The 18,388-nt window shown below is 71.5% G+C and carries 14 protein-coding genes; 4 read left to right on the top strand and 10 right to left on the bottom strand.

Annotation, left to right across the window (positions count from 1 at the left end; genetic code table 11):
* Positions 1-7: 7 nt before the first annotated feature.
* Complete coding sequence (locus BKA14_RS25815; RefSeq protein WP_184953436.1) at positions 8-1,705, bottom strand: EAL domain-containing protein; 1,698 nt, start codon at positions 1,703-1,705, stop codon at positions 8-10.
* Positions 1,706-2,078: 373 nt separating this feature from the next.
* On the opposite strand from BKA14_RS25815, the gene BKA14_RS25820 reads away from it, so the two are divergent.
* Positions 2,079-3,674, top strand: coding sequence for a restriction endonuclease (locus BKA14_RS25820; RefSeq protein ID WP_184953437.1), 1,596 nt, complete (start codon positions 2,079-2,081; stop codon positions 3,672-3,674).
* Here BKA14_RS25820 and BKA14_RS25825 read toward each other — a convergent pair.
* Positions 3,635-4,441, bottom strand: a complete 807-nt coding sequence (locus BKA14_RS25825) for an FkbM family methyltransferase (protein WP_184953438.1) — start codon at positions 4,439-4,441, stop codon at positions 3,635-3,637. The two genes, BKA14_RS25820 and BKA14_RS25825, sit on opposite strands and share 40 nt — an antisense overlap.
* 108 nt (positions 4,442-4,549) lie before the next feature.
* On the opposite strand from BKA14_RS25825, the gene BKA14_RS25830 reads away from it, so the two are divergent.
* Positions 4,550-4,738: a hypothetical protein gene (locus BKA14_RS25830; protein ID WP_184953439.1), complete on the top strand. Its 189-nt coding sequence runs from the start codon at positions 4,550-4,552 to the stop codon at positions 4,736-4,738.
* A complete protein-coding gene (locus BKA14_RS25835; RefSeq protein WP_239093501.1) occupies positions 4,735-5,484 on the top strand; it encodes an alpha/beta fold hydrolase in 750 nt (249 codons plus the stop codon). Before BKA14_RS25830 ends, BKA14_RS25835 begins: the two co-directional genes overlap by 4 nt.
* Here BKA14_RS25835 and BKA14_RS25840 read toward each other — a convergent pair.
* Positions 5,481-10,391 (bottom strand): arginase family protein, encoded by a 4,911-nt coding sequence (locus BKA14_RS25840; protein ID WP_184953440.1) that lies wholly within the window; start codon positions 10,389-10,391, stop codon positions 5,481-5,483. The two genes, BKA14_RS25835 and BKA14_RS25840, sit on opposite strands and share 4 nt — an antisense overlap.
* Before the next feature lie 310 nt (positions 10,392-10,701).
* Here BKA14_RS25840 and BKA14_RS25845 point away from each other — a divergent pair, with 310 nt between their 5' ends.
* Positions 10,702-12,030: a hypothetical protein gene (locus BKA14_RS25845; RefSeq protein WP_184953441.1), complete on the top strand. Its 1,329-nt coding sequence runs from the start codon at positions 10,702-10,704 to the stop codon at positions 12,028-12,030.
* Here BKA14_RS25845 and BKA14_RS25850 read toward each other — a convergent pair.
* The 7 genes from BKA14_RS25850 to BKA14_RS25880 all read right to left on the bottom strand — a co-directional run bounded on the left by BKA14_RS25850 (position 12,027) and on the right by BKA14_RS25880 (position 18,383).
* On the bottom strand, positions 12,027-12,779 hold the full coding sequence (locus BKA14_RS25850) for an SDR family NAD(P)-dependent oxidoreductase (protein WP_184953442.1): 753 nt from the start codon (positions 12,777-12,779) through the stop codon (positions 12,027-12,029). The two genes, BKA14_RS25845 and BKA14_RS25850, sit on opposite strands and share 4 nt — an antisense overlap.
* Positions 12,780-13,078: 299 nt before the next feature.
* Positions 13,079-13,432 (bottom strand): DUF2795 domain-containing protein, encoded by a 354-nt coding sequence (locus tag BKA14_RS25855; RefSeq protein WP_184953443.1) that lies wholly within the window; start codon positions 13,430-13,432, stop codon positions 13,079-13,081.
* A gap of 464 nt (positions 13,433-13,896) precedes the next feature.
* Positions 13,897-14,565 (bottom strand): hypothetical protein, encoded by a 669-nt coding sequence (locus BKA14_RS25860; protein ID WP_184953444.1) that lies wholly within the window; start codon positions 14,563-14,565, stop codon positions 13,897-13,899.
* A gap of 1,601 nt (positions 14,566-16,166) precedes the next feature.
* Complete coding sequence (locus BKA14_RS25865) at positions 16,167-16,481, bottom strand: hypothetical protein (RefSeq protein WP_184953445.1); 315 nt, start codon at positions 16,479-16,481, stop codon at positions 16,167-16,169.
* A gap of 9 nt (positions 16,482-16,490) precedes the next feature.
* Positions 16,491-17,699, bottom strand: a complete 1,209-nt coding sequence (locus BKA14_RS25870) for a WXG100 family type VII secretion target (RefSeq protein WP_184953446.1) — start codon at positions 17,697-17,699, stop codon at positions 16,491-16,493.
* Positions 17,696-18,010, bottom strand: coding sequence for a type VII secretion target (locus BKA14_RS25875; RefSeq protein WP_184953447.1), 315 nt, complete (start codon positions 18,008-18,010; stop codon positions 17,696-17,698). Before BKA14_RS25875 ends, BKA14_RS25870 begins: the two co-directional genes overlap by 4 nt.
* The gene (locus tag BKA14_RS25880) at positions 18,003-18,383 is read right to left on the bottom strand and encodes a YbaB/EbfC family nucleoid-associated protein (RefSeq protein ID WP_184953448.1); all 381 of its coding nucleotides are present in this window, start codon (positions 18,381-18,383) and stop codon (positions 18,003-18,005) included. Before BKA14_RS25880 ends, BKA14_RS25875 begins: the two co-directional genes overlap by 8 nt.
* Between the last annotated feature and the right edge of the window lie 5 nt (positions 18,384-18,388).

Here is an 18,388-nt window from a genome sequence, read left to right on the forward strand (position 1 = left end):
ACCCAGCTCAGGACGGGTGCAATCGGCCTTCGAGAACTGGGGCGGGCCGGCCGATCAGATAGCCCTGCACGTAGTCGACGCCCAGCTCGCGCAGCAGGCGCAGGGTGGGCTCGTCCTGCACGAACTCGGCCACGGTGTGGATCCCGTACGCCTGGCACACCTGCACCAGCGCTCGCACGAGGACCTGGTCCTGCGGGCTATTGACCAGGTCGACCACGTACTCACCGTCGATCTTGACGAGGTCGATCGGGAAGATTCGCAGGTAGCGGAACGACGCGTAGCCCGAACCGAAGTCGTCCAGCGCCAGCTCGCAGCCGAGATCCCGGATGTGGTCGGCGAACCGGCGGGCCTCGCTGAGGTTGCCGATCAGAGCGGTCTCGGTGATCTCGAACGTCAGTTGCTCGGGCTTGACCCCGTACCGCTCGATCAGCCGCTCGACCTCGTCGGTCAGCCGCGGGTCACCGACCGAGCGGCCCGACAGGTTGATCTGCAGGCAGGAACCGGGCTGGTCGGCGGCGAGCTGCATGGCCCGCTCGACCACCCACAGGTCGATGTCGAAGACCGCGTCGAGGCGCTCGGCGATGTCGAGCACCTGGATCGGCGACTGCGGGCCGTCGGCCTCGTCGAGCACCCGCAGCAGCAGCTCGTGCCGGGTGACCTCGTTGGTCTGCAACTCGAGGATCGGCTGGGCGTAGAGGGTGAACCGGTCGGTGTCGAGCGCGTCGGCGACCCGGCTGCGGTAGGTGCCCTGCCGGTCGCGGGCCGGCATCGGGTGCGCGATCAGGGTGAGCGGCTCGCCGCCGTCGCGGGACTGACGCCAGGCGTGCTCGGCGTCGATCAGCAGGTCGTGGCTGCCGGCGTCGCCGTCGGGGGTGAACCGCACCAGCCCACCCCAGACCTGCGCCCGCAGCCAGGTGTCGGGCAGCACGAAGGTCTGCGACCGCAGCGCCTCCACCAGCAGCTCGGCCTCGCGGCAGGCCATCGGCCAGGATGTACCGGGCAGCAGCACGGCGATCTCGTTGGGCCCGACCCGGCCCAGCAGCGCGCCCTGTTGCATCACGCCTTCGAGCACGCGGGCGGCCCGCTGCAGCAGGTTGGCGTTGCGTTCCAGGCGTACGGGCTCGCCGTCCTGGCCGGACGGGCCGGGCTGCACCCGCAGCACCAGCACCGCTCCGCCGCCGCGGCGCAGGGCCCGGTCGATCTCGTCGGCGAATCGGGCCCGGGTCAGCAGGCCGGTCGCCGGGTCGGTCTCGACCAGGGACGCCTGTACGGTCTCGCCCCGGCGGGCCAGCCGGTCCAGTTCGCGGCGGGCGCGCTCGCGGTCCGACACATCGGTCACCGTGCCGCGGATGCCCCGGACCGCGCCGTCCGGGCTCTTCACCGGGTCGAGCCGGCAGTCCACGTCGAACCACCCGCCGTCGGCCCGGACGAGCCGGATCGTCGTGTGCACCCGGGCCTGCGAGGTCCACACCTGGGTGATCGCCGACATCGCCTCGGCGTGGTCGTCGCGGTGCACGTACCGCACGAGGACCCGGCTCACCTCGTCCTGCGTGGGCGGGTCGCCGAGCATCGCGCGCAGCGCGGGCGACCACACGATGCGGTCACCGGTGGCCGTGTAGGAGAACCAGGCGGGCCGGTTCTCGACCGGCAGCTGCTCGGGAAGCCGCTGCGCCGGCACATGCTGATGCTCCTCGGGTGCGGCCATGCGCCCGCCACCTCCCCCCACAAAGTCCCCAGACCCCAGAACTATTACGACCCGTCACGCGGCCGATATAACAGTGGACGGCTGCCGCAAACTTTTGCCGAACCCCCCACCACACCGCCAAGCAGCAGCTTCTCGCCCGATCAGAGTAGGGAAATACCTGATCGGTTGACCACTGCGCTCCGTAGTTCCGCACGTGATTTAGCGTCTATTCCATGACAGACAGTTACTGCTAGTGCCGATGGCGAAACCATAAGCGACTGCTACCCGCCCGGCCGCACGGTCATGCACGCCACGTCACACTCGCGACGCGCCGCGTAACTAGATCCAATCTGGCTGGATATGGTGGCTATTGGACCGACGTGGAAGGCGAGGCATGGGCATCATTCGGGACATGCAGCGGGCGCACGCCACCCAGGCGTTCGCCGATCAACGGGCCAACACGGCGGCTGCGCAGCAGCGCGACCTGATCCGGCGCAACGCCGACCTGGCGATCGCCGCGGCGCAGCAGGCCGCGGTCGACGTCGACCGCAAGCGGGAGCATCAGCGGCTCTATCTGGAGGCGAAGACGGCCGACGCCGCCGCGGCCAACGCGGAGATCCGGGCCCGGCTCAGCGACCTCGACGCACTGCTGCTCTCCACGCTGGATGTCGACGACCACATCGACCTGCAGGTCTTCAAGAAGCCGATGACCGCGCCGCCGTTCGACCCCGGCCCGCTGGCGCGCCCGCTGCCCGAACCCCGGTGGGACAGTTACGTGCCGCCGCAGCCGCGCGGCGTGGGCAAGATCCTCGGCGGTGACCGCCTGCGCCAGCAGCACAACAGCAGCGCGCAGCGGGCCTACGAGGACGCCCGGGCCCGCTGGGCCGAGGCCGAGGAGCGGCGCCGACGGCAGCTCGCGGCGCGCCGGAAGGCGTACGAGGAAAGTGTGCGCAAGCACGAGGCCAAGGTCGCGGCCTACAACGCGGAGGTCGACCGGTTCGCCCGGGCGGTCGCGGAAGCCGACCCGGCCTCGGTCGTGGAGTACTTCGCGATGGTGCTGGGCAGGTCGGTCTACCCCGACGACTTCCCGCAGCACTTCCGGCTGGCTTATCTGCCCAAGCAGCGGCACCTGCTGATCGAGTACCACCTGCCCCCGATCGAGGTGGTCCCGCACGTCAAGGAGTACCGCTACGACCGGTTCCGCGACGACGTGAACGCCGTGCCGCGCGACGAGAGCGAGCTGCGCCGGCGCTACGTCGAGGTGATCGCGCGGGTGACGCTGCGGACCATCCACGAGGTGATCGAGGCCGATCGGGGCGGGCTGGTCCGGCAGGTCTCGTTCAACGGCATCGTCGACACGATCGACCGCCGCACCGGCCGGTTCGTGCGGCCCTGCCTGGTGTCGCTGCAGACCTCGCGGGAGACGTTCGCGGCCATCAAGCTGCGCCGGGTCGACCCGGTGGCCTGCGTGAAGCACCTCGAGGGCGCGCTCTCCACGGCGCCCGACGAGCTGACCGCCGTACGGGAAAAGATCGACTTCGACCGGGACGCCGACCGTGACTTCACGGAGGAGTTCAACGTGCTGGCCGAGATCGACGAGCGGCCCAACCTGGTGACCCTGACCGACCCCCAGTGGGAGCAGCAGCTGGCCGACCTGTTCGGCATCATGGGCCTGCAGATGGGTCCGCCGGCGCGCGGTGAGCTGGGCACCCGGTGGCAGGCGACCGATCCGCGGCCGGTCTTCGGTGGACCGGTGGTGATCTTCGCGGTGCGCGGCGGGGCGTCCGGGCCGGCCGCGGTGCACGCGCTGGCCGGCGCGGTCACGGCGGCCGGGGCGACCAAGGGCATCCTGGTGTCGCTGGGCGGCATCGAACCCGAGGCGTACGGGGCCGTGGCGGGCCGGCCGCTCGAGCTGATCGACGGCCCGGCTCTGGTCACGCTGCTCTCGAACTACTGCCGGGTGAAGGCCCGGATCGAGCTGACGGCGTAGACGTCACCGGCGTTGGCCTCGACCGGCAACGCCCGCAGGTGATCGAGCAGTTCCCGCCGGGTCGCCCAGCGCTCGAAGGTCAGCCGCAGGCTCTCCCCCGGCGAGACGTCGAAGCCCGCGTAGCCGAGGTCGTCCAGCCGGTCGAGGCAGCGCCGGCCCACGGCCCGGCTGATGGTCGTGTACTCGAACGACAGGGCGGGGACGAGCGTGCCGAGCCCCGCGAGTACCTCGTCCTCGTACCCCTCGACATCGATCTTGATGAAGGCCGGGACGCCGAACCGGCTGATCAGCGAGTCCAGCGTGCGGACCCGCACGGCGAGCACGTCGTCCCAGATCTCCCGGTCCCAGCCGTGGGCGCCGCTCGCCGCCGCCACGAAGTCGTCCGACAGCGTGGAGACGGTCGGGTTCCGCGTGTTGAGGCGCAGCGGAAGGATCCCGGAGCGCGCACCGCAGGCCGCCGGCACGATCTTGACCCCGCTGTCCGCGGAGTAGATCCGGCGGAGCGCCCGGACGCAGAGCGGTTGCGGCTCGACGGCCACCACATGGGCGCCGAGCCGCCGGAAACTCGCGACCCGGTCACCGACGTGCGCGCCGATGTCGAACACCAGGTCCCCGGGGCGGACGAAGCGCTGGTAGAAGCCGTCCAGCACGGCCTGACGGAGCACGTCGCCGTAGGACAGGCGCAGGGAACGGCGCAGCGGCGCCATGGCGAGGTCCGCCAGCAGCTCGGAGATCACCGTCGAATCGCGAGGGCCGGGATCGGTCATCCGGGTCGCGTTCCCCGCCCGCCGCGTTTGATGCGACCCGGATACGCCCCGCAACCTGCGCATATCCGACCCGTGATCGGGTAGTCGGCGCCTGAGGGAGGGAGCGCGATGACCAACATTCAGCAGCCGGAGATGCGCCGCAGCGAGGAGTCGCCGACGACCAAGCAGCGCACACAGGACGCCCAGGCGACCGAGGCCCCGCACGGCAGCCCCGACAAGACGGGGAATTCGCCGGTGCCCGCGGCCCAGGAGTCCCCGTACGGCCCGGACGGCAAGGTCGCGGACGACGCGTCTTGACCGATCACGGATTCCGGAGCCGGTGGACGACGGTGCGCGGGCTCCGGATCCACGATCGTTCCGGGCCCGGCCCGGTCGCCCTGCCCGTCGTCATGCTGCACGGGCTGGCCGTGTCGCACCGCTACCTGATGCCCACCGCCGCCGTCCTGAGCCGATGGCATCCGGTGGTGGTGCCCGACCTGCCGGGCTTCGGCCTGAGCGGCAAACCTTCCCACCCGTACGACGTGAGCGAGCACGCCGACGTCATGGCGGACTGGCTGGCGGCGCGGGGGCTGCGGCGCGTCGCGCTGGCCGGGCACTCGTTCGGCGCCGAGGTGGCGGCCCGGCTCGCCGTCCTGGTGCCCGGCACGGTGGCCGCGCTGGTGCTCGCAAGCCCGACGACCGACCCGCGCGCCCGCACCCGGCGCGGGCTGATCGGGCGCTGGCTGGTCGACACCGCCGTCGAGGCGCCCTGGCAGGTGCCGATCCTGGCCCGCGACGTGGCCGACGCCAAGCCGTGGCGGGTGCTGGCCACGGTCGGCCACTCGGTGCGCAACCGCGTCGAGGACGACCTGGTCAAGGCGGGTGTGCCCACGCTCGTGCTGGGCGGCTCGCTCGACCCGGTGGCCCCGGCGCGGTGGCGGGCCGAGGTGGCCGCCCTGACCGGCGGCATCTCGGTGACCGTGCCGCAGGGGGCGCACAACGTGCTGACCACCTCACCCCGGCGGTCGGCCGCGGCGATCGCGGCCCACCTGCGCGACGTCTAGAAGATCGCCCGGACCAGGCCGGCCAGCACTTCCCGGTCGGCCGGATCGCCGGGCTGGTATTCGGTGATGCCCAGGCCGGCCAGCGGGAACCGCTCCGTCAAGGCACGGACCGCGGCGGCCAGCCGCTCCGGGCGCACGCCGTCGGGCTCGGGGTAGCCGACCGAGCTGAACCAGGCCGGATCGAGCACGTCGAGGTCGATGTGGATGTAGACGGCCCGGGCTCCGGCCGCCGCGACCACGCTCGGCACCTCGTCAAGCTCCGCCACTTCGATGTTGTTGTCGGAGATGTACGCCTTTTCCGAGACGTCCAAGGCGCGCACCCCGGCCAGCACCACCTGGGCGGGTCGCAGGACGCGCCGAGGCGCCATGTCGGGCGGCCCCTCCCCCAGCAGAGTGCGCAGAACCATGCCGTGGAACGCCCCCGACGGTGACGAATCGGGCGTGTTGAGGTCGCCGTGCGCGTCGAACCAGACCACGACCAGCCCGTCGCCGTGCCGTTCGAGCGCCGCCTCGATCGGGGCCAGCTCGACCCCGCAGTCGCCGCCGACGGTCACCATCGGCGGGTCGGTCACCGCCGCGCGGATCGCGGCCAGGTTCTCCGCCGGCGAGCCGGTGATCGGCACCCGCACCCGGCGGTCGGCCGGGACCAGCGAGGCCAGCACGGCCGCCCCCTCGGCCAGCCGCGGGGCGTCCGGGGCGCCGGAACCCTGCCACTGCCCCACCTCGAGCACCGTGCGGCGGGGCGGCGGTGTGATACCGAGCTCGGCGATCCGCTGCCACACCGGCGCCATCGCGGCCTCCGGCTCGCGGGCGAAGATGCTGCCCCGAATGCGTACGAACACGCAGTTGCCGACACGTTCGAGCACCGCCTGCCGGCGCATGTCGCTCTCCCACTGCTCCGGCCCGTGGTACGCGTCGCCGTCGCACTCGATCGCCAGCCGCCGCCCGTCCGGGGCGCCGAGCACGAAGTCGATCCGGTAGGCGCCGATCCGGAACTGCGGGATCGGCCGGAACCCGCGGGCCGTCAGGCGTCCCAGCACGTCCCGCTCGAAGTCGCTCTCGCAGCGGGCGGCCAGGTCGGCGACCTCCTCGGCGGGGGCCAGATTGAGCGCGTACGCGAGCAGCAGCCCCCGCGCGTCGTCGGCCAGCAGCGAGCCCGGCCGCACCGAGTGGAAGATCCACAGCTGGTCGCGGGCCCGCGAGGCGGCGACGTTGATCCGGCGGTGATACTCGCGCTTGGTGAACGCGGCCACCTTGGGGTCGTTGTCCGAGACCACCATGGACACCAGCACGATGTCGCGCTCGTCGCCCTGGAACGTGTACGCGTCACCCACCCGCAGCCGGCGCGCCTGGATCTCGTCCTCGCCGATCTCCTCGCGCAGCTGGTGCAGCAGGTAGTTCGCCTGCCCGCTCGTGCTGAGCAGCGAGATCACGCCGAGCGTGCGGCCGTCGTACCGCGGGTCGCGCACGATCGCGGCCACCTGCTGGACCAGCGCCTCGGCCTCGGCCACGTTGACGTCGCCGAAACCGCTGAGCTGCTGGCGCACCCCGGCCGGGAGGAAGACCGTACGGATCGGGGCGAAGGCCGGCCGGTCCGCGCGCAACGGCATGATCTTGCCGTCGTAGTAGTGCCGCGACGAGAACTCGATGATCTGCGGCACGCACCGGAAGTGCTCGGTCAGCAGGATCCGCTCCGGCGACCGGCGGACGGCGTGGTCGTAGAGCGACGACTCGGGGTCGAAATGTTCGGCCGACGGCACGTCGTCGAGATGACTGTGGATCAGCCCCGCCACCGGGCCGACGAAGCCCAGCTGGGGACCGATCTGCTGGTCGTCGCCGACCACGACGGCCCGCTCGGCCAGCGACAGCACCGGCAGCGCGAACAGGTCGGCCTGCGACGCCTCGTCCACGATCACGACGTCGAAGCGCGCGCCCCCGGCGAACTGCTCGATCGCCCGGTCGACCGACATGACCCAGACCGGCACCGCCTCGACCGCCGACTCCATCGCGCGCTGGGCATGTGCCTGCCAGGCCGCGGCCGTCCGCCCGGTGCCCTTGCCGATCTTGCGCAGCGCGGTGGTCCAGTCGGCCAGCGCGGCCCGCCGCCGGTCGTCCAGGCTGCGCGACACCTCGAGCCAGGCCGACGCCACGACCAGCTCGGCCGTACGGCGGCGGATCTTGTCACGGGCACTCTCGACGCGCTTGGCCAGCACCGCGGGGTCGACGCTGCCGATCACCTCGTCGAACCAGGTCTGGGCGCGGCGCCACTGCCACGCCTCCAGGCAGGCCTGGCCACTCACCGGCGGGACTAGGCCGGCCTCGATCTGGGCCGCCCATTCGGGGGCCTGACTTCGCAGCCTGTCCAATTTGTTGCGAAGGTCCAGCGCGGCGGGCCGCAGTTCCGACAAACGCCTCACCTCGGCCAGTTCCTCGTCCCAGCCGTCCAGCGTGGCCCAGGCCTTGGCAAGGTGCGGCCAGGTGGCCAGCTCCGTCCTTATTCGCTGCTGACGCTCAATTCGGGCGTCGAGGTCGTAGACCGCGGGTGCCGCGTCGAGCAGTTCGGCCACTGCCGCCAGCCGTGCCGGGTCAAGGTCAAGTTCGGTTTGCGGTACGAGGTGAGCCAGCCGGGCGGCCAGCGCCGGCCAGTGCCGGACGTCCCAATCGAGGGACTGCCCCGCCTCGGCCAGCAGCGCACCCGCCCAGACCTCGGGATCGCCCCAGCCGCCGGGCGGGTCGGCGATGGCCAGCCGCTGCCGCCACTCCGACCAGTGACCGCCCAGCCGCTGCCGGGCCTGCGCGCGGCGCACCCACGCGGTGACGACGTCGACGTCCTCGACGGTGCGTAGCGGCTCACCGTCCACCCGCACCTCGTCGGCCAGGCGGAACAGCGCCGACTGGAGCAGCCGGCTCAGCCCGCGGCCGGTCGCGAACCGCTGCCGGATCTCACCCAGCTGGGCCAGCAGGCGCTTGGGCTCGGCGGCGTACGGGTCGGGAACCTTGACCTGATGACCGGCGAGCGACCTCGTGAGCGTGGCCAGCTCGGCCAGCAGCGCCTCGGTGGCGGCCACGTGATCGGACCAGATCGTGCGCCAGTGCGGGTCGGTGAGCAGGCGGCCCAGGCGGTCGGTCCACGCGCCCTCACGGCGACGCAACCAGGCCAGGGCGTCGTGCAGGTCGTCGCGGACGGCGGCCACGTTCGTATCCCGTACGGCGGTCGGGTCCAGACCCCGGGCAGCGAGGGCGTTCACCTGCTGCCGCAATTCGTCAGTTTCGGCGCGGGCCTGAGCCTCCTCGGCGGCGCCCGGAAGGTCGTCGGCCACCGGCAATGGACTCAACGCGGCCGATTTATCGGCATTCTTGAGGCTGTTGGCGAGCTCGAGCAGCCGGGCGAACTCGCTGCCGTCAAACGGAGGCGGCCCCGACACCGGATCCGGGATGCCGCCCCGGGTCGCCGCCCGCTCGCGCAGCCAGACCCCCACCTCGACCGGGCTGAGCGGAGCGCCGTCGATCACGTAGGTGACCGCCTCGTTCTCGGCGATCGCGCGCAACCCGCCCAACGCTGTCGCCAGCTCGCGCTCGGCCTCCTCCAGCAGGCCGGTGAGCCGCTCGACCCGCCGCGCCTCGGCCGCCTTGTCGAGAGTGGCGGCCCGGTCGGACAACTCCCGCGCAGCCAGCTGCAGCTGCACGAGCTGGTCGGTGGTGCGGCCGAGCACAGCCAGGCAGAGCGAGCGGATCTCCTCCGGCAACCCGTCCCGGAGGACCCGCAGCGGATCCTCCTTCTGCGCGACGACCAGCACCCGCTTGCCGTTCGCCATGAGATGACAGATCAGGTTGCGGATCGTGTGGGTCTTGCCGGTGCCGGGCGGGCCCTGCACCGCCACGTTGCGATGCTGGGCCAGGCGCCGGGCGATCGACTCCTGCGCCTCGTTGGTGGGCAACGGCATGAGCAGCCGCTCACCCACTCGCTGCCACTGCTCGGGCTCGTCGCCGGGCATGCGCAGCTTGCTGGGCTCGTGCGCGACGATCGCGGCCAGCGCGCCGACCGCCTCGGTGTCACCGGTCAGCAGACGGTCGCGCAGATTCTCCAGGAAACCGCGGAGCAGGCGCTGCTTCGGGCGGGCGAACAGGACACCGACGTCCTTGATGTGCGGCCGGGTGTCCTCGTCGGTGATCAGCCGGTCGTACCCGAGCCGGCCCAGGGCACGCTCGAACAACTCGCGGCGCTCGAGGTCGTTCCACAGGTCGACCTCGAGCGTGCCGGCCGGGCCGGCCAGCGCGACGAGCTGGCTCAGATAGCGGTCGTCGAGGCCGTTGAGCGCGTCGGTCTGCAGCCGCGACGGACCGGCCGGGGAAACGGTGATCATCGAACGGTCGGGCTCGTACTCGATCAGCACCGGCGTCGCGACCAGCGGATAGAGGACACGCTCACCGTTGACCACGGTCGCCAGCAGGCCGTGGCCCCAGACCAGCTCGGTGGTGGCCGCGGTCATGTCGAGCTGATGCATAAGGTCGAACAGGCGGCGGTGCAGGACCCGGGTCTTCTCGGCCTCGGCGGTCGCGTGGGCCCACGGACGCCACACCTCGTCGCGCCAGGTGGTGAACTGCTCGTCGTCACCGGAATACGTCGGCTCCGACTCGGCCACCGGCGTCGACACGTCACGGCGGAGAGCGGCCGGGACGGGCACCGGCGGCGGCAGATCGGGCAGACCGACCCGCAGCCACGACGACCCCTCCGCGGGCAGACCCACCTCGCACGCCGGATGGCCGGGCAGGCCGTCGAGGCGCAAAGTGTCGGCGGGCACCGTCCGCGCGGGGCGTTCCATCTGAGCCCGAACGGAGAGCAGATAGTCGGCGACCGCAACGGCCCTGTCCCGGATCGTGGTGGGCGACTCCAACTGCTCAGCCATCCTCCGAAGTCTAGAACTCCCCGTCTCGTGCCACCGGGGCGGCGCGCGATCGCGGGCGCCTGGCCTGGGCGGCTATGGTGTCCGCTGATCACTGTCGGGGAGCGGGGAGAACGTGAGCGACAACGCATCGGGCACGCCGGACGACGAACGCCCGGATTCCTCGGGCAAACCGCCGCCCTCCGACCCCACGGCTCAGCCGCCCGCCGACCCTCCGTCGCAGCCGCCCGCTGATCCTTATGCGCGGCCGCCCGCTGATCCTTACGCGCGGCCACCCGCTGATCCTTACGCGCGGCCACCCGCTGATCCTTATGTGCCGCCGCCTGCCGAGCCGGCCGGGCCGACCCCTGCCGATCCGGCGGGGACGCCGCCGTCCTCCGGTCCCGCTGGGCCGCCGCCCCCGCCTTACGCGCCGTCCGGCGATTCGGAGCCGACGGCCGCTACTCCGCCGCCGGGGCAGGACCCGTGGGAGGGCTACACCGACCCGAACCAGACCCCGCCGCCGGGTCACGACGCTCCCGGCGCACCCGGATCCGGTCCGGCTGCTCCCGGCGGGCCCGGATATGGCGCTCCTCCGCCCGGCACGCCTGGGCACGGGACGCCGCCGCCCGGCACGCCCGGATACGGGACGCCGCCACCCGGCACACCCGGATACGGGACGCCGCCGCCCGGCACGCCCGGGTACGGGACGCCGCCGCCCGGCACGCCCGGGTACGGCCCTCCCCCGTACGGGAACGGGGGTTATGGCACTCCCGGCTACGGCGCCCCCGGCTACGGCCCGCCACCCGGTTACGACCCCAACACCTACCCGTACGGCGCCCAGCCGGCCTACGGTCTGCCCTCCGGCTACTACGCCGGTCCCGACGACCCCCTGGTCAGCCCCGACTTCGCGGGCTGGTTCCGGCGCAGCTTCACCCTGCTGTCGGCCGTCTGGCAGCCGATGACCCTCGTCCAGCTGGTGTGGGCCGTGCCCCTGCTGGCCATCGGCGTCGTGGCCGCCCTGATCACACCGGACGCCAGTGTCATCACCGACCCGCAGGACGTCTCGTTCGACGACTTCCTCGAACCGCTGCTGATCATCCTGCCCTTCACCCTGGCCGCCGTCGTGCTGAGCATGGTGAGCCAGCTGGCCACGCTCGACATCCTCGTGCAGCGCGCCACCGGCCGCCCGGTCTCGGTCGGCACCGCCCTCAAGAACGGTCTGCGCCGCTTCTTCCCACTGCTCGGCTGGCAGATCCTGGCCGGACTGATCATCCTCGTGGGCCTGCTGTTCTGCATCCTGCCCGGCCTGTACTTCGCGGTCGTCCTCACCGTGCTGACGCCGATCATCCTGCTCGAACGGGGCGAAGGCATCAGCCGCGCCTTCCAGCTGTTCCACGCCAACTTCGGCGCCGCGCTCGGCCGGATCGCCACCGTCTACGGTTTCTACCTCGCATTCACGTTCGTCGAGGGCATCTTCACCTCGGTGATCGACCCGTCCGGCACCGCGGGCACCGGGGTGGCCCTGTTCCTGGCCGTCGTGTCGACCGCGTTCTCGGTAGCCTCCGGGGTGGTGGTGGCCCCGATGGTGCTGACCGCGTACGCCGACATGCGCGCCCGCCGCGAGCCGTTCTCCACGGCGTACCTGGCCCAGCAGCCCTAAATCTCCTCGGGGTCGCGTCCCACCGCGGACCGGCCCCCGTCGACCGGGATGATCGCGCCGTTGACGAACGACGACCGGTCCGACAGCAGGAACGCAGCTGCCTCGGCCACTTCGCTCGTACGACCCATCCGGCCCAGCGGCTGCAACAAGCGGATCTCCCGGTCGAATCCGTCCCGCGCCCCGGGTGCCAGACCGGCCAGGTGCGCATCCGACCGCTCCGTGGCGATCGAGCCGAGAGCCAGAGCGTTCACCCGTACGGAATGACGCCCGTAATCAACCGCAAGCGCGCGGGTCAGCCCCTCGATCGCCGCCTTGGCCGTCGCGTAGGCGAACGCCCCGCGCACCGCCCGCTGAGCCTGATGCGACGACACGTTGACGATGGAACCCGGCACCCCGGCCGCCAAGAAAGCCCGCACCGCCGCCGCGCACCCGGCCAGCACCGGATCCACATTGCGGGCGATCAGCGCAGCCGCTTCCGGGGCCGGCATCTCGTGCAGCCACCCGCCGGGGAAGGTCGCCGCGTTGTTGACCCAGCCCCGCAACTCCCCGGCCGCCTCAACCGCCCGCGCGACCACCGTCTCGTCCGAAGCGTCCCCGATCACGGGGACCACGCTTTCCCGACCGGCCGCCCAGTCGAGGGCCCGCTCGTCGAACTCAACCACCACCACCCGGCCGCCTTCCTCGAGCAAACGCTCGACGATCGCCCGCCCGACCCCGCGGCCGCCCCCGGTCACCACAAAAGAAGTCATTAGTAGGTCTTATCTCGCCCTGACCCCCACCGCACCGCCACACCGCGCCCGGCCCCCACACCGGGCCGCATTCCACCCCGCCGCCCCGCCCGCCTGGCCCGCCCCGTCACGCGTCCTAGCCCGGAACGACGCGCCGCCACGCCACCGGCCCGGCTCGACACCAAGCCGGGCCCGCGCCCCGGCACGCCGGCCCACACCCCCGCCACGTCGGCCTGTACCCCGCCACGGCGGCTGGCCGGAGCCTGACACACAAAGATCCTCCCGCCCTGTAGCCAGCGGGAGGATCTTTGTTCGAGGGCTCAGCGACCGAGCGCAGTCCAGATTTCGGCGACCGTGCGGAATTCCCGGCCGTCCGGGAGAGTGTCGATGTCCGCCAGCACGTCGTCCGGCGCCAGCAGGGTCTCAGCGCTTTCCCGCAGCTTCACCCGATCCCCCGGCAGCGCCGAGCGCCCGATGTACCGCCCGAACCGGCTGATGTCGTTCGCCTCGGCGTCTCCGAGGATGGGACTCACCACGGGCTCACCGTCGGCGGGCGACTCCGGCACGCGCGTCTCGTCGGCGCGGCCACCCCCGACCCCTTGCACGAGATCGCGGACCTCATCGGCCAGTTCGTCGTCAACACGCGCGCTGTGCTTGTTGCTTCCCCTGTCCATCTCCGCGAGATTCCCGCGCCCCTCCCCGCTAAACCGCCCGTGACGGTCATCAACCCTCCGAGCGAACAACCCGGCGCCCCCGACTCACCAGCTCAAGAGATGCGCCGCCTCTACTCACGACTCCCCAAGCGGCCCCACCTGCGACTTCCTGCCCCAGAACAGGGTGCCCTCCCATCCCCTCCGCGGCCCAGGACATGGCGACGCCCAGCCTTCGCGGCTCGGAACACGGCGCTTTCCACCCGTCCGCGATCCAGCACACCGCGACGCCCACACCCACGGCCCGAAACACGGCAACGCCCACCCTCGTCAGCCCAGAACATGGCGACGCCCACACCCACGGCCCGAAACACGGCGACACCCACCCTCGTCAGCCCGGACATGGCGACGCCCACCCCACGGCCCAGGACATGGCGACGCGCACCCGCCGAGGGCCGGCCGGTGCGCGTCGGGGCTGGTGTCCGGGGTCAGGGGAACTGCATGCGGCGCGGGCGAGGGATCACGGGCGGGGGCAGCGGCAGGTCGTCGAGGTGACTCCAGTTGAGCGAGCCGTTGTCGGTCGACTTGATCTCGCCGAGGCAGGCGCGGAGCAGGCCCAGGGTGGGCGCACCCGCGAACCCGGCGATGACTACTTCGGGCTTGGGATCGATCTGGGCGATAGCGGCGCAGATCTTGGCGACTTCGCGCTCGTCGACCGCGTCGAGCGGCAGCGGCGACTCGGCCTGCGACCGCCGCCACGGCGGGCCGAACCGGCGCAGCAGCTCCCGGGCGAGCCGGCCGAACGAGCGCCCGACGGGGGCGTCCAGCATGGAGTCGCGGGCGGACTGCCCGAAGCACCACGGCACCACCACATGGCCATTGATCACGACCAGCTGGTAGACCGACTTGGGCACTGTGATGATCTCGGCACCGGGGAGCGTGCCCAGGAACAGCACCAACTCCTCGTAGGGAAGGGGCCATCGCGGATTCGCGATCACTCGTTCCATGGTCTGCGTCATTGCGGGGTGAGAGTGGATCTCACGCTCCATCGCGGTGCTCAGGGCTTCCGGCACCCGCGTCCACAGTTCGCCGGCAACCTTGTCGCCGAACTGCTCGACCACCCACTCGCTCGGACCGACCAGAACGTCTGGGCGCATTCGTTACCACCACCGTCCGTGTCGCTGGCGCTACTGCTGGCTAGAAGAGTTCCACTTCCAGTGATCGACTGGAAGGGTCGACTTTCCTAGATCCCAAAAACGCCCGTGAATGAAATCCAGCGAAACGATCAAAAGCTTGCTACGACGATGGAGCAGCAGGTTGAGACCTTGCGAAACATGCAACTTGCACGGCGAACCGCACGTGCAAGTTGCATGCTGGCTTCGCATTTCACCCCGTGGAACCAGTCAATCACTCAGATATTTCAGGGTGGTGACCAGCACGCAAACATCCACTCACAGTGACGATTGACAACGCCCCGACCTGCAACTCCCCTGCCCTGACAACCTTGACCACGTACGCGCCCCGCCCGCCTCGGAGATCCACAAGGCCCCGGCCGGTGATCTGCGAAGCCGCAGTCAAGCCCGTCTCACCGACAACGCTAGAGCGGGCCCGACCAGACCGTTGTCGGATTTCCGTCAGTGCCACTCTTCCCCATGGGGATACGTGCCATAGACCCGTTTCGCCCCTTCAGCGCGCCGTTCCCCATCGCCGTCCACAGCCGACGAAGCATTGGCCGGTAACCCAGAGACACCAACGCACCGCTCAAAATCCTTCCCCCGGAACGAACGTCAAGTAACCGATCGACCACTGTGAGCAATCGCACGACACGAATGACACACCGGTCCGCACCCGCAATCTCCGGCCATGTGGAACCGCTCCCATTTCCCTTACTGCCTGAACAAATTCACTCACCCCCTCCGAACGCCGCAACTTTTCACACCCAGCAAGCGATCACGCCGGAGCCGCCCCATAATCCCGACACTCACCGTCGCCCCCGAAAAGCCCTTTCATCGGACGCGGTGGCGCCCGCAGAGGAGGACGGCGCCTCAGAGGAGGACGGCGCCGCAGAGGAGGACGGCGCCGCAGAGGAGGACCGCGCCCGCAGAGACGGCAACGCCTGTAGAGAGCAACGCCGACGGAGGGGCAACGCCCGCAGACAAGGGGGCAGACGAGGGGCGGTGAACGCGAACGAGGCGCAGGCCCCGCCGGAAGAGCGCAAACTGCGGAGGAAAGCGCGGTGTCCTTGGAGGAAGCGCGTTGACTGCGGGGCGGGAACGCGCGGTACTCGCGGGGAAAGCGCAGTACTCGCGGGGAAAGCACGGCCCGCGGGGAAGGCGCGGCGCTCCTGGAACGAGCGGGCACCTGCGAGCCGACGGAAACGCGGCGGCTCCCGGAGGAAGCACCCGCGTCGACCCCGCGCCCGCACACGTCCCCGATGACCGCCGTACTTGCGGGCCGAGGCAAACGCGGCGCCCCTGGAGAAAGCACCGTACTTGCAGCGCGTTGTCGCCGACCCCGGCCGCGTGCACGACGCCGGGCCGAGGCAAAACGCGGCGCCCCTGGAGGAAGCACCGTACTTGCAGGCCGGGGCAAACGCGGCGCCCCGGAGGAAGCACCGTACTTGCGAGCCGAGGCAAACGCGGCGCCTGCGGCGGAAGCGCGGTGCCCGCGAGGTGAGGAAGGGCGCGGCCCGCGAGAGGAAAGCGCGGCGGCGCCGAGAAAGGGCGCCGGTGCGGCCGGCCTGTGCGACCGCCCCCGGTCAGCCGTAGTGTGCGTGCGCCGTTTCCGGCCACTCGCCCGAGCGGGCCCGGGCCCGCAGGATCGCTGCCACGACTTGCAGGAAGGCTGAACGGTCGACCCCGTCGGAGGCCCCGCTGACCGCTGCCGTGCGCAGGTCGGCCGCGAGCTCGCCCACCGGCTCCCCCGCCCGTCCGGCCGGCCGGACGGTGCCGGCCCTGCTGTCGACGACGACGAACCCGGAGCCGCTGCGCCCCTGATCGCCCTCCCACCGGTAGAGGGCACCGTGTGGCAGCAGCGCCTGTCGCCACACTCCCAGGTTGAACGCCGCGACCATCGAAGCCTCCTACCGACGCTGGTAACCGAATCCGTCGGCCGCGGCGGCCTCCGGATGCCATTCGTGACCGGCTTCCAGCGTCGCGTTGTGCGCCCGCCGGTAGCTGGGATCACCGGTCTCGATCATGTATTGCGCCTCGTACCGCTCGTGGTTCAACCACACGATGTCCTCGGGGTGGGGGTTGCCGGTGCGCAGTCTTTCCCACGCCTCCGCGATGCGCGGGTTGCTGCCGAAGCGGGCCACCTCCGCGGGCACGTCGTCGTAGAGGTCGAGCACGTGCTCCTCCAGGAAGACGTGATTCTTGACCTGGCGGACGTCGGCCTCGCTGAAGCCGTAGCGTGCGGCTGTCGTGGCCACCTGTCCGACGTCGTCGGTGGCCGTTCGGATTCGCTCGTAACTCCGCTCGGCCCAGGTGAACTCGAAGTCGAGCTCGTGCAGGGGCGGCCGCATCTCCCCGCCGGTGGCGCGCGGATCGGCCCCGTCCACCGCCAGTTCGTCGACGCGTCCGCCGAGCGACTTCGCCGCGTGCGCGAGCCGGTGCAGGGCGGCCACCAGGTCGCGGAGCCAGTGGGCGATCCGGGCGCCCCACGAAGCGCACAGGGTGGAAACCTGGCCCGCCACGACGGGGGTGGCCAATCCGGCCGTGGCGATCAGTTCCGCGGCGTAGACCAGCAACCGGGAGACCACCGTGGCCACCGCGTCGCGGATCATCAGGCGGACGGTGCCGATCAGCGCGCCCGCACCCTCGGTCATCAGCGCCATCGCGTCGGCCGCGCGGGACAGGATGCGTACGGACTGCTCTTGCCGGCTCGCATGCGCGCGGTAGGCACCGGCCGCCGAGCCTGACCAGTCCGCGAGCTCTTCCCACCCCGTACGGGTCAGGTCGTCGGCCTGGTGAGCCAGCTCCACCGAGACGTTGCGCCATGTCCGGGCGTGCGCGGCGATCTGCGCCGGGTCGCCCGCCAACCGGTCGAGCGCCTCGGACAGGGGCTTGACGTGCTCGATCAGCCACGCGATGCCGTATTGCAGGAGCGCCCCGGCCGGATCGGTGATCAGCGCCAGCGCGTCCAGCCCGCCCGCGACCACGCCGAGCGTGCCGTCGATCCAGCTGCCGTCGCGGATGCCGGCGGCGATCTGCTCGACGTCCTCGGCGATCCACACGCCCGCCCACGCGCTCGGCGGCGTCTCGGTCACCGGCGCCACCAGCGAGCCGGTCATCGCCCGCCCCGGAGGTGATCGAACTGGTGGGCCCGCCGCCGGTCGGTGTTCTCGTATTCCGCCGCCGTCGTGCGCAGCCGCGCCGCCGTGTCGTGCAGCGCCGCGGCCGCCGTGGTGATGCCGTCGACCAGCGTGTCCTGAAGGGCGCCCAGCACCGTCGGCACCATCCGGCAGAGTTCCCCGTACGACTCCGGGCCCGCTCGCACCGCATCCCCGGCGCGCGCCGCCTGCCCGGTCCGGTCGCCGATCGCCGTGACCGCGGCGGCGTGGGCTGTCAGGCCGGCCGGCCGCACCTCGACATGATCACTCATCGGGCTCACACAGCCTTCGCTCGTACGACTCGATCACCGCACGCCCGGTCTCCGACTCGGCACCCACCGTCTCGGTCGTCACCTCGGTGATCCGGGCCGCCAACGCCCGCCGAGCCGCCCGCGCCGTCGCGAGGATCACGCGCGCTGTCTCGGCCGCGGGCCGCCCACGGATGCCCTCGCCCAGGTCGAGTCGCACCATGTCGCCCGCCGACGCGACAGTCACCTCGACCAGCCCGTCGTCGCTGCGGGCGGTCGCGGTGACCGCGGACAGCCGCGCCGACAGCTCGCGGGCCTGCGCGGCCCGCGCCTCGATGCCGGTCTGCCAGTCGTCGATCATGCGTTCCGCGTCCTCGAGATCACGACCGTCGAACATGGAGT

Source organism: Paractinoplanes abujensis, from assembly GCF_014204895.1.
Taxonomy (GTDB): domain Bacteria; phylum Actinomycetota; class Actinomycetes; order Mycobacteriales; family Micromonosporaceae; genus Actinoplanes; species Actinoplanes abujensis.

Excerpts from the sequence above, each read along its gene's own strand:
- BKA14_RS25865 (WP_184953445.1), bottom strand. The coding sequence starts at position 16,481 with ATGGTCGCGGCGTTCAACCTGGGAGTGTGGCGACAGGCGCTGCTGCCA.
- BKA14_RS25840 (WP_184953440.1), bottom strand. The coding sequence starts at position 10,391 with ATGGCTGAGCAGTTGGAGTCGCCCACCACGATCCGGGACAGGGCCGTT.
- BKA14_RS25825 (WP_184953438.1), bottom strand. The coding sequence starts at position 4,441 with ATGACCGATCCCGGCCCTCGCGATTCGACGGTGATCTCCGAGCTGCTG.
- BKA14_RS25815 (WP_184953436.1), bottom strand. The coding sequence starts at position 1,705 with ATGGCCGCACCCGAGGAGCATCAGCATGTGCCGGCGCAGCGGCTTCCC.
- BKA14_RS25860 (WP_184953444.1), bottom strand. The coding sequence starts at position 14,565 with ATGCGCCCAGACGTTCTGGTCGGTCCGAGCGAGTGGGTGGTCGAGCAG.
- BKA14_RS25870 (WP_184953446.1), bottom strand. The coding sequence starts at position 17,699 with ATGACCGGCTCGCTGGTGGCGCCGGTGACCGAGACGCCGCCGAGCGCG.
- BKA14_RS25875 (WP_184953447.1), bottom strand. The coding sequence starts at position 18,010 with ATGAGTGATCATGTCGAGGTGCGGCCGGCCGGCCTGACAGCCCACGCC.
- BKA14_RS25820 (WP_184953437.1), top strand. The coding sequence starts at position 2,079 with ATGGGCATCATTCGGGACATGCAGCGGGCGCACGCCACCCAGGCGTTC.
- BKA14_RS25830 (WP_184953439.1), top strand. The coding sequence starts at position 4,550 with ATGACCAACATTCAGCAGCCGGAGATGCGCCGCAGCGAGGAGTCGCCG.
- BKA14_RS25850 (WP_184953442.1), bottom strand. The coding sequence starts at position 12,779 with ATGACTTCTTTTGTGGTGACCGGGGGCGGCCGCGGGGTCGGGCGGGCG.
- BKA14_RS25880 (WP_184953448.1), bottom strand. The coding sequence starts at position 18,383 with ATGTTCGACGGTCGTGATCTCGAGGACGCGGAACGCATGATCGACGAC.
- BKA14_RS25855 (WP_184953443.1), bottom strand. The coding sequence starts at position 13,432 with ATGGACAGGGGAAGCAACAAGCACAGCGCGCGTGTTGACGACGAACTG.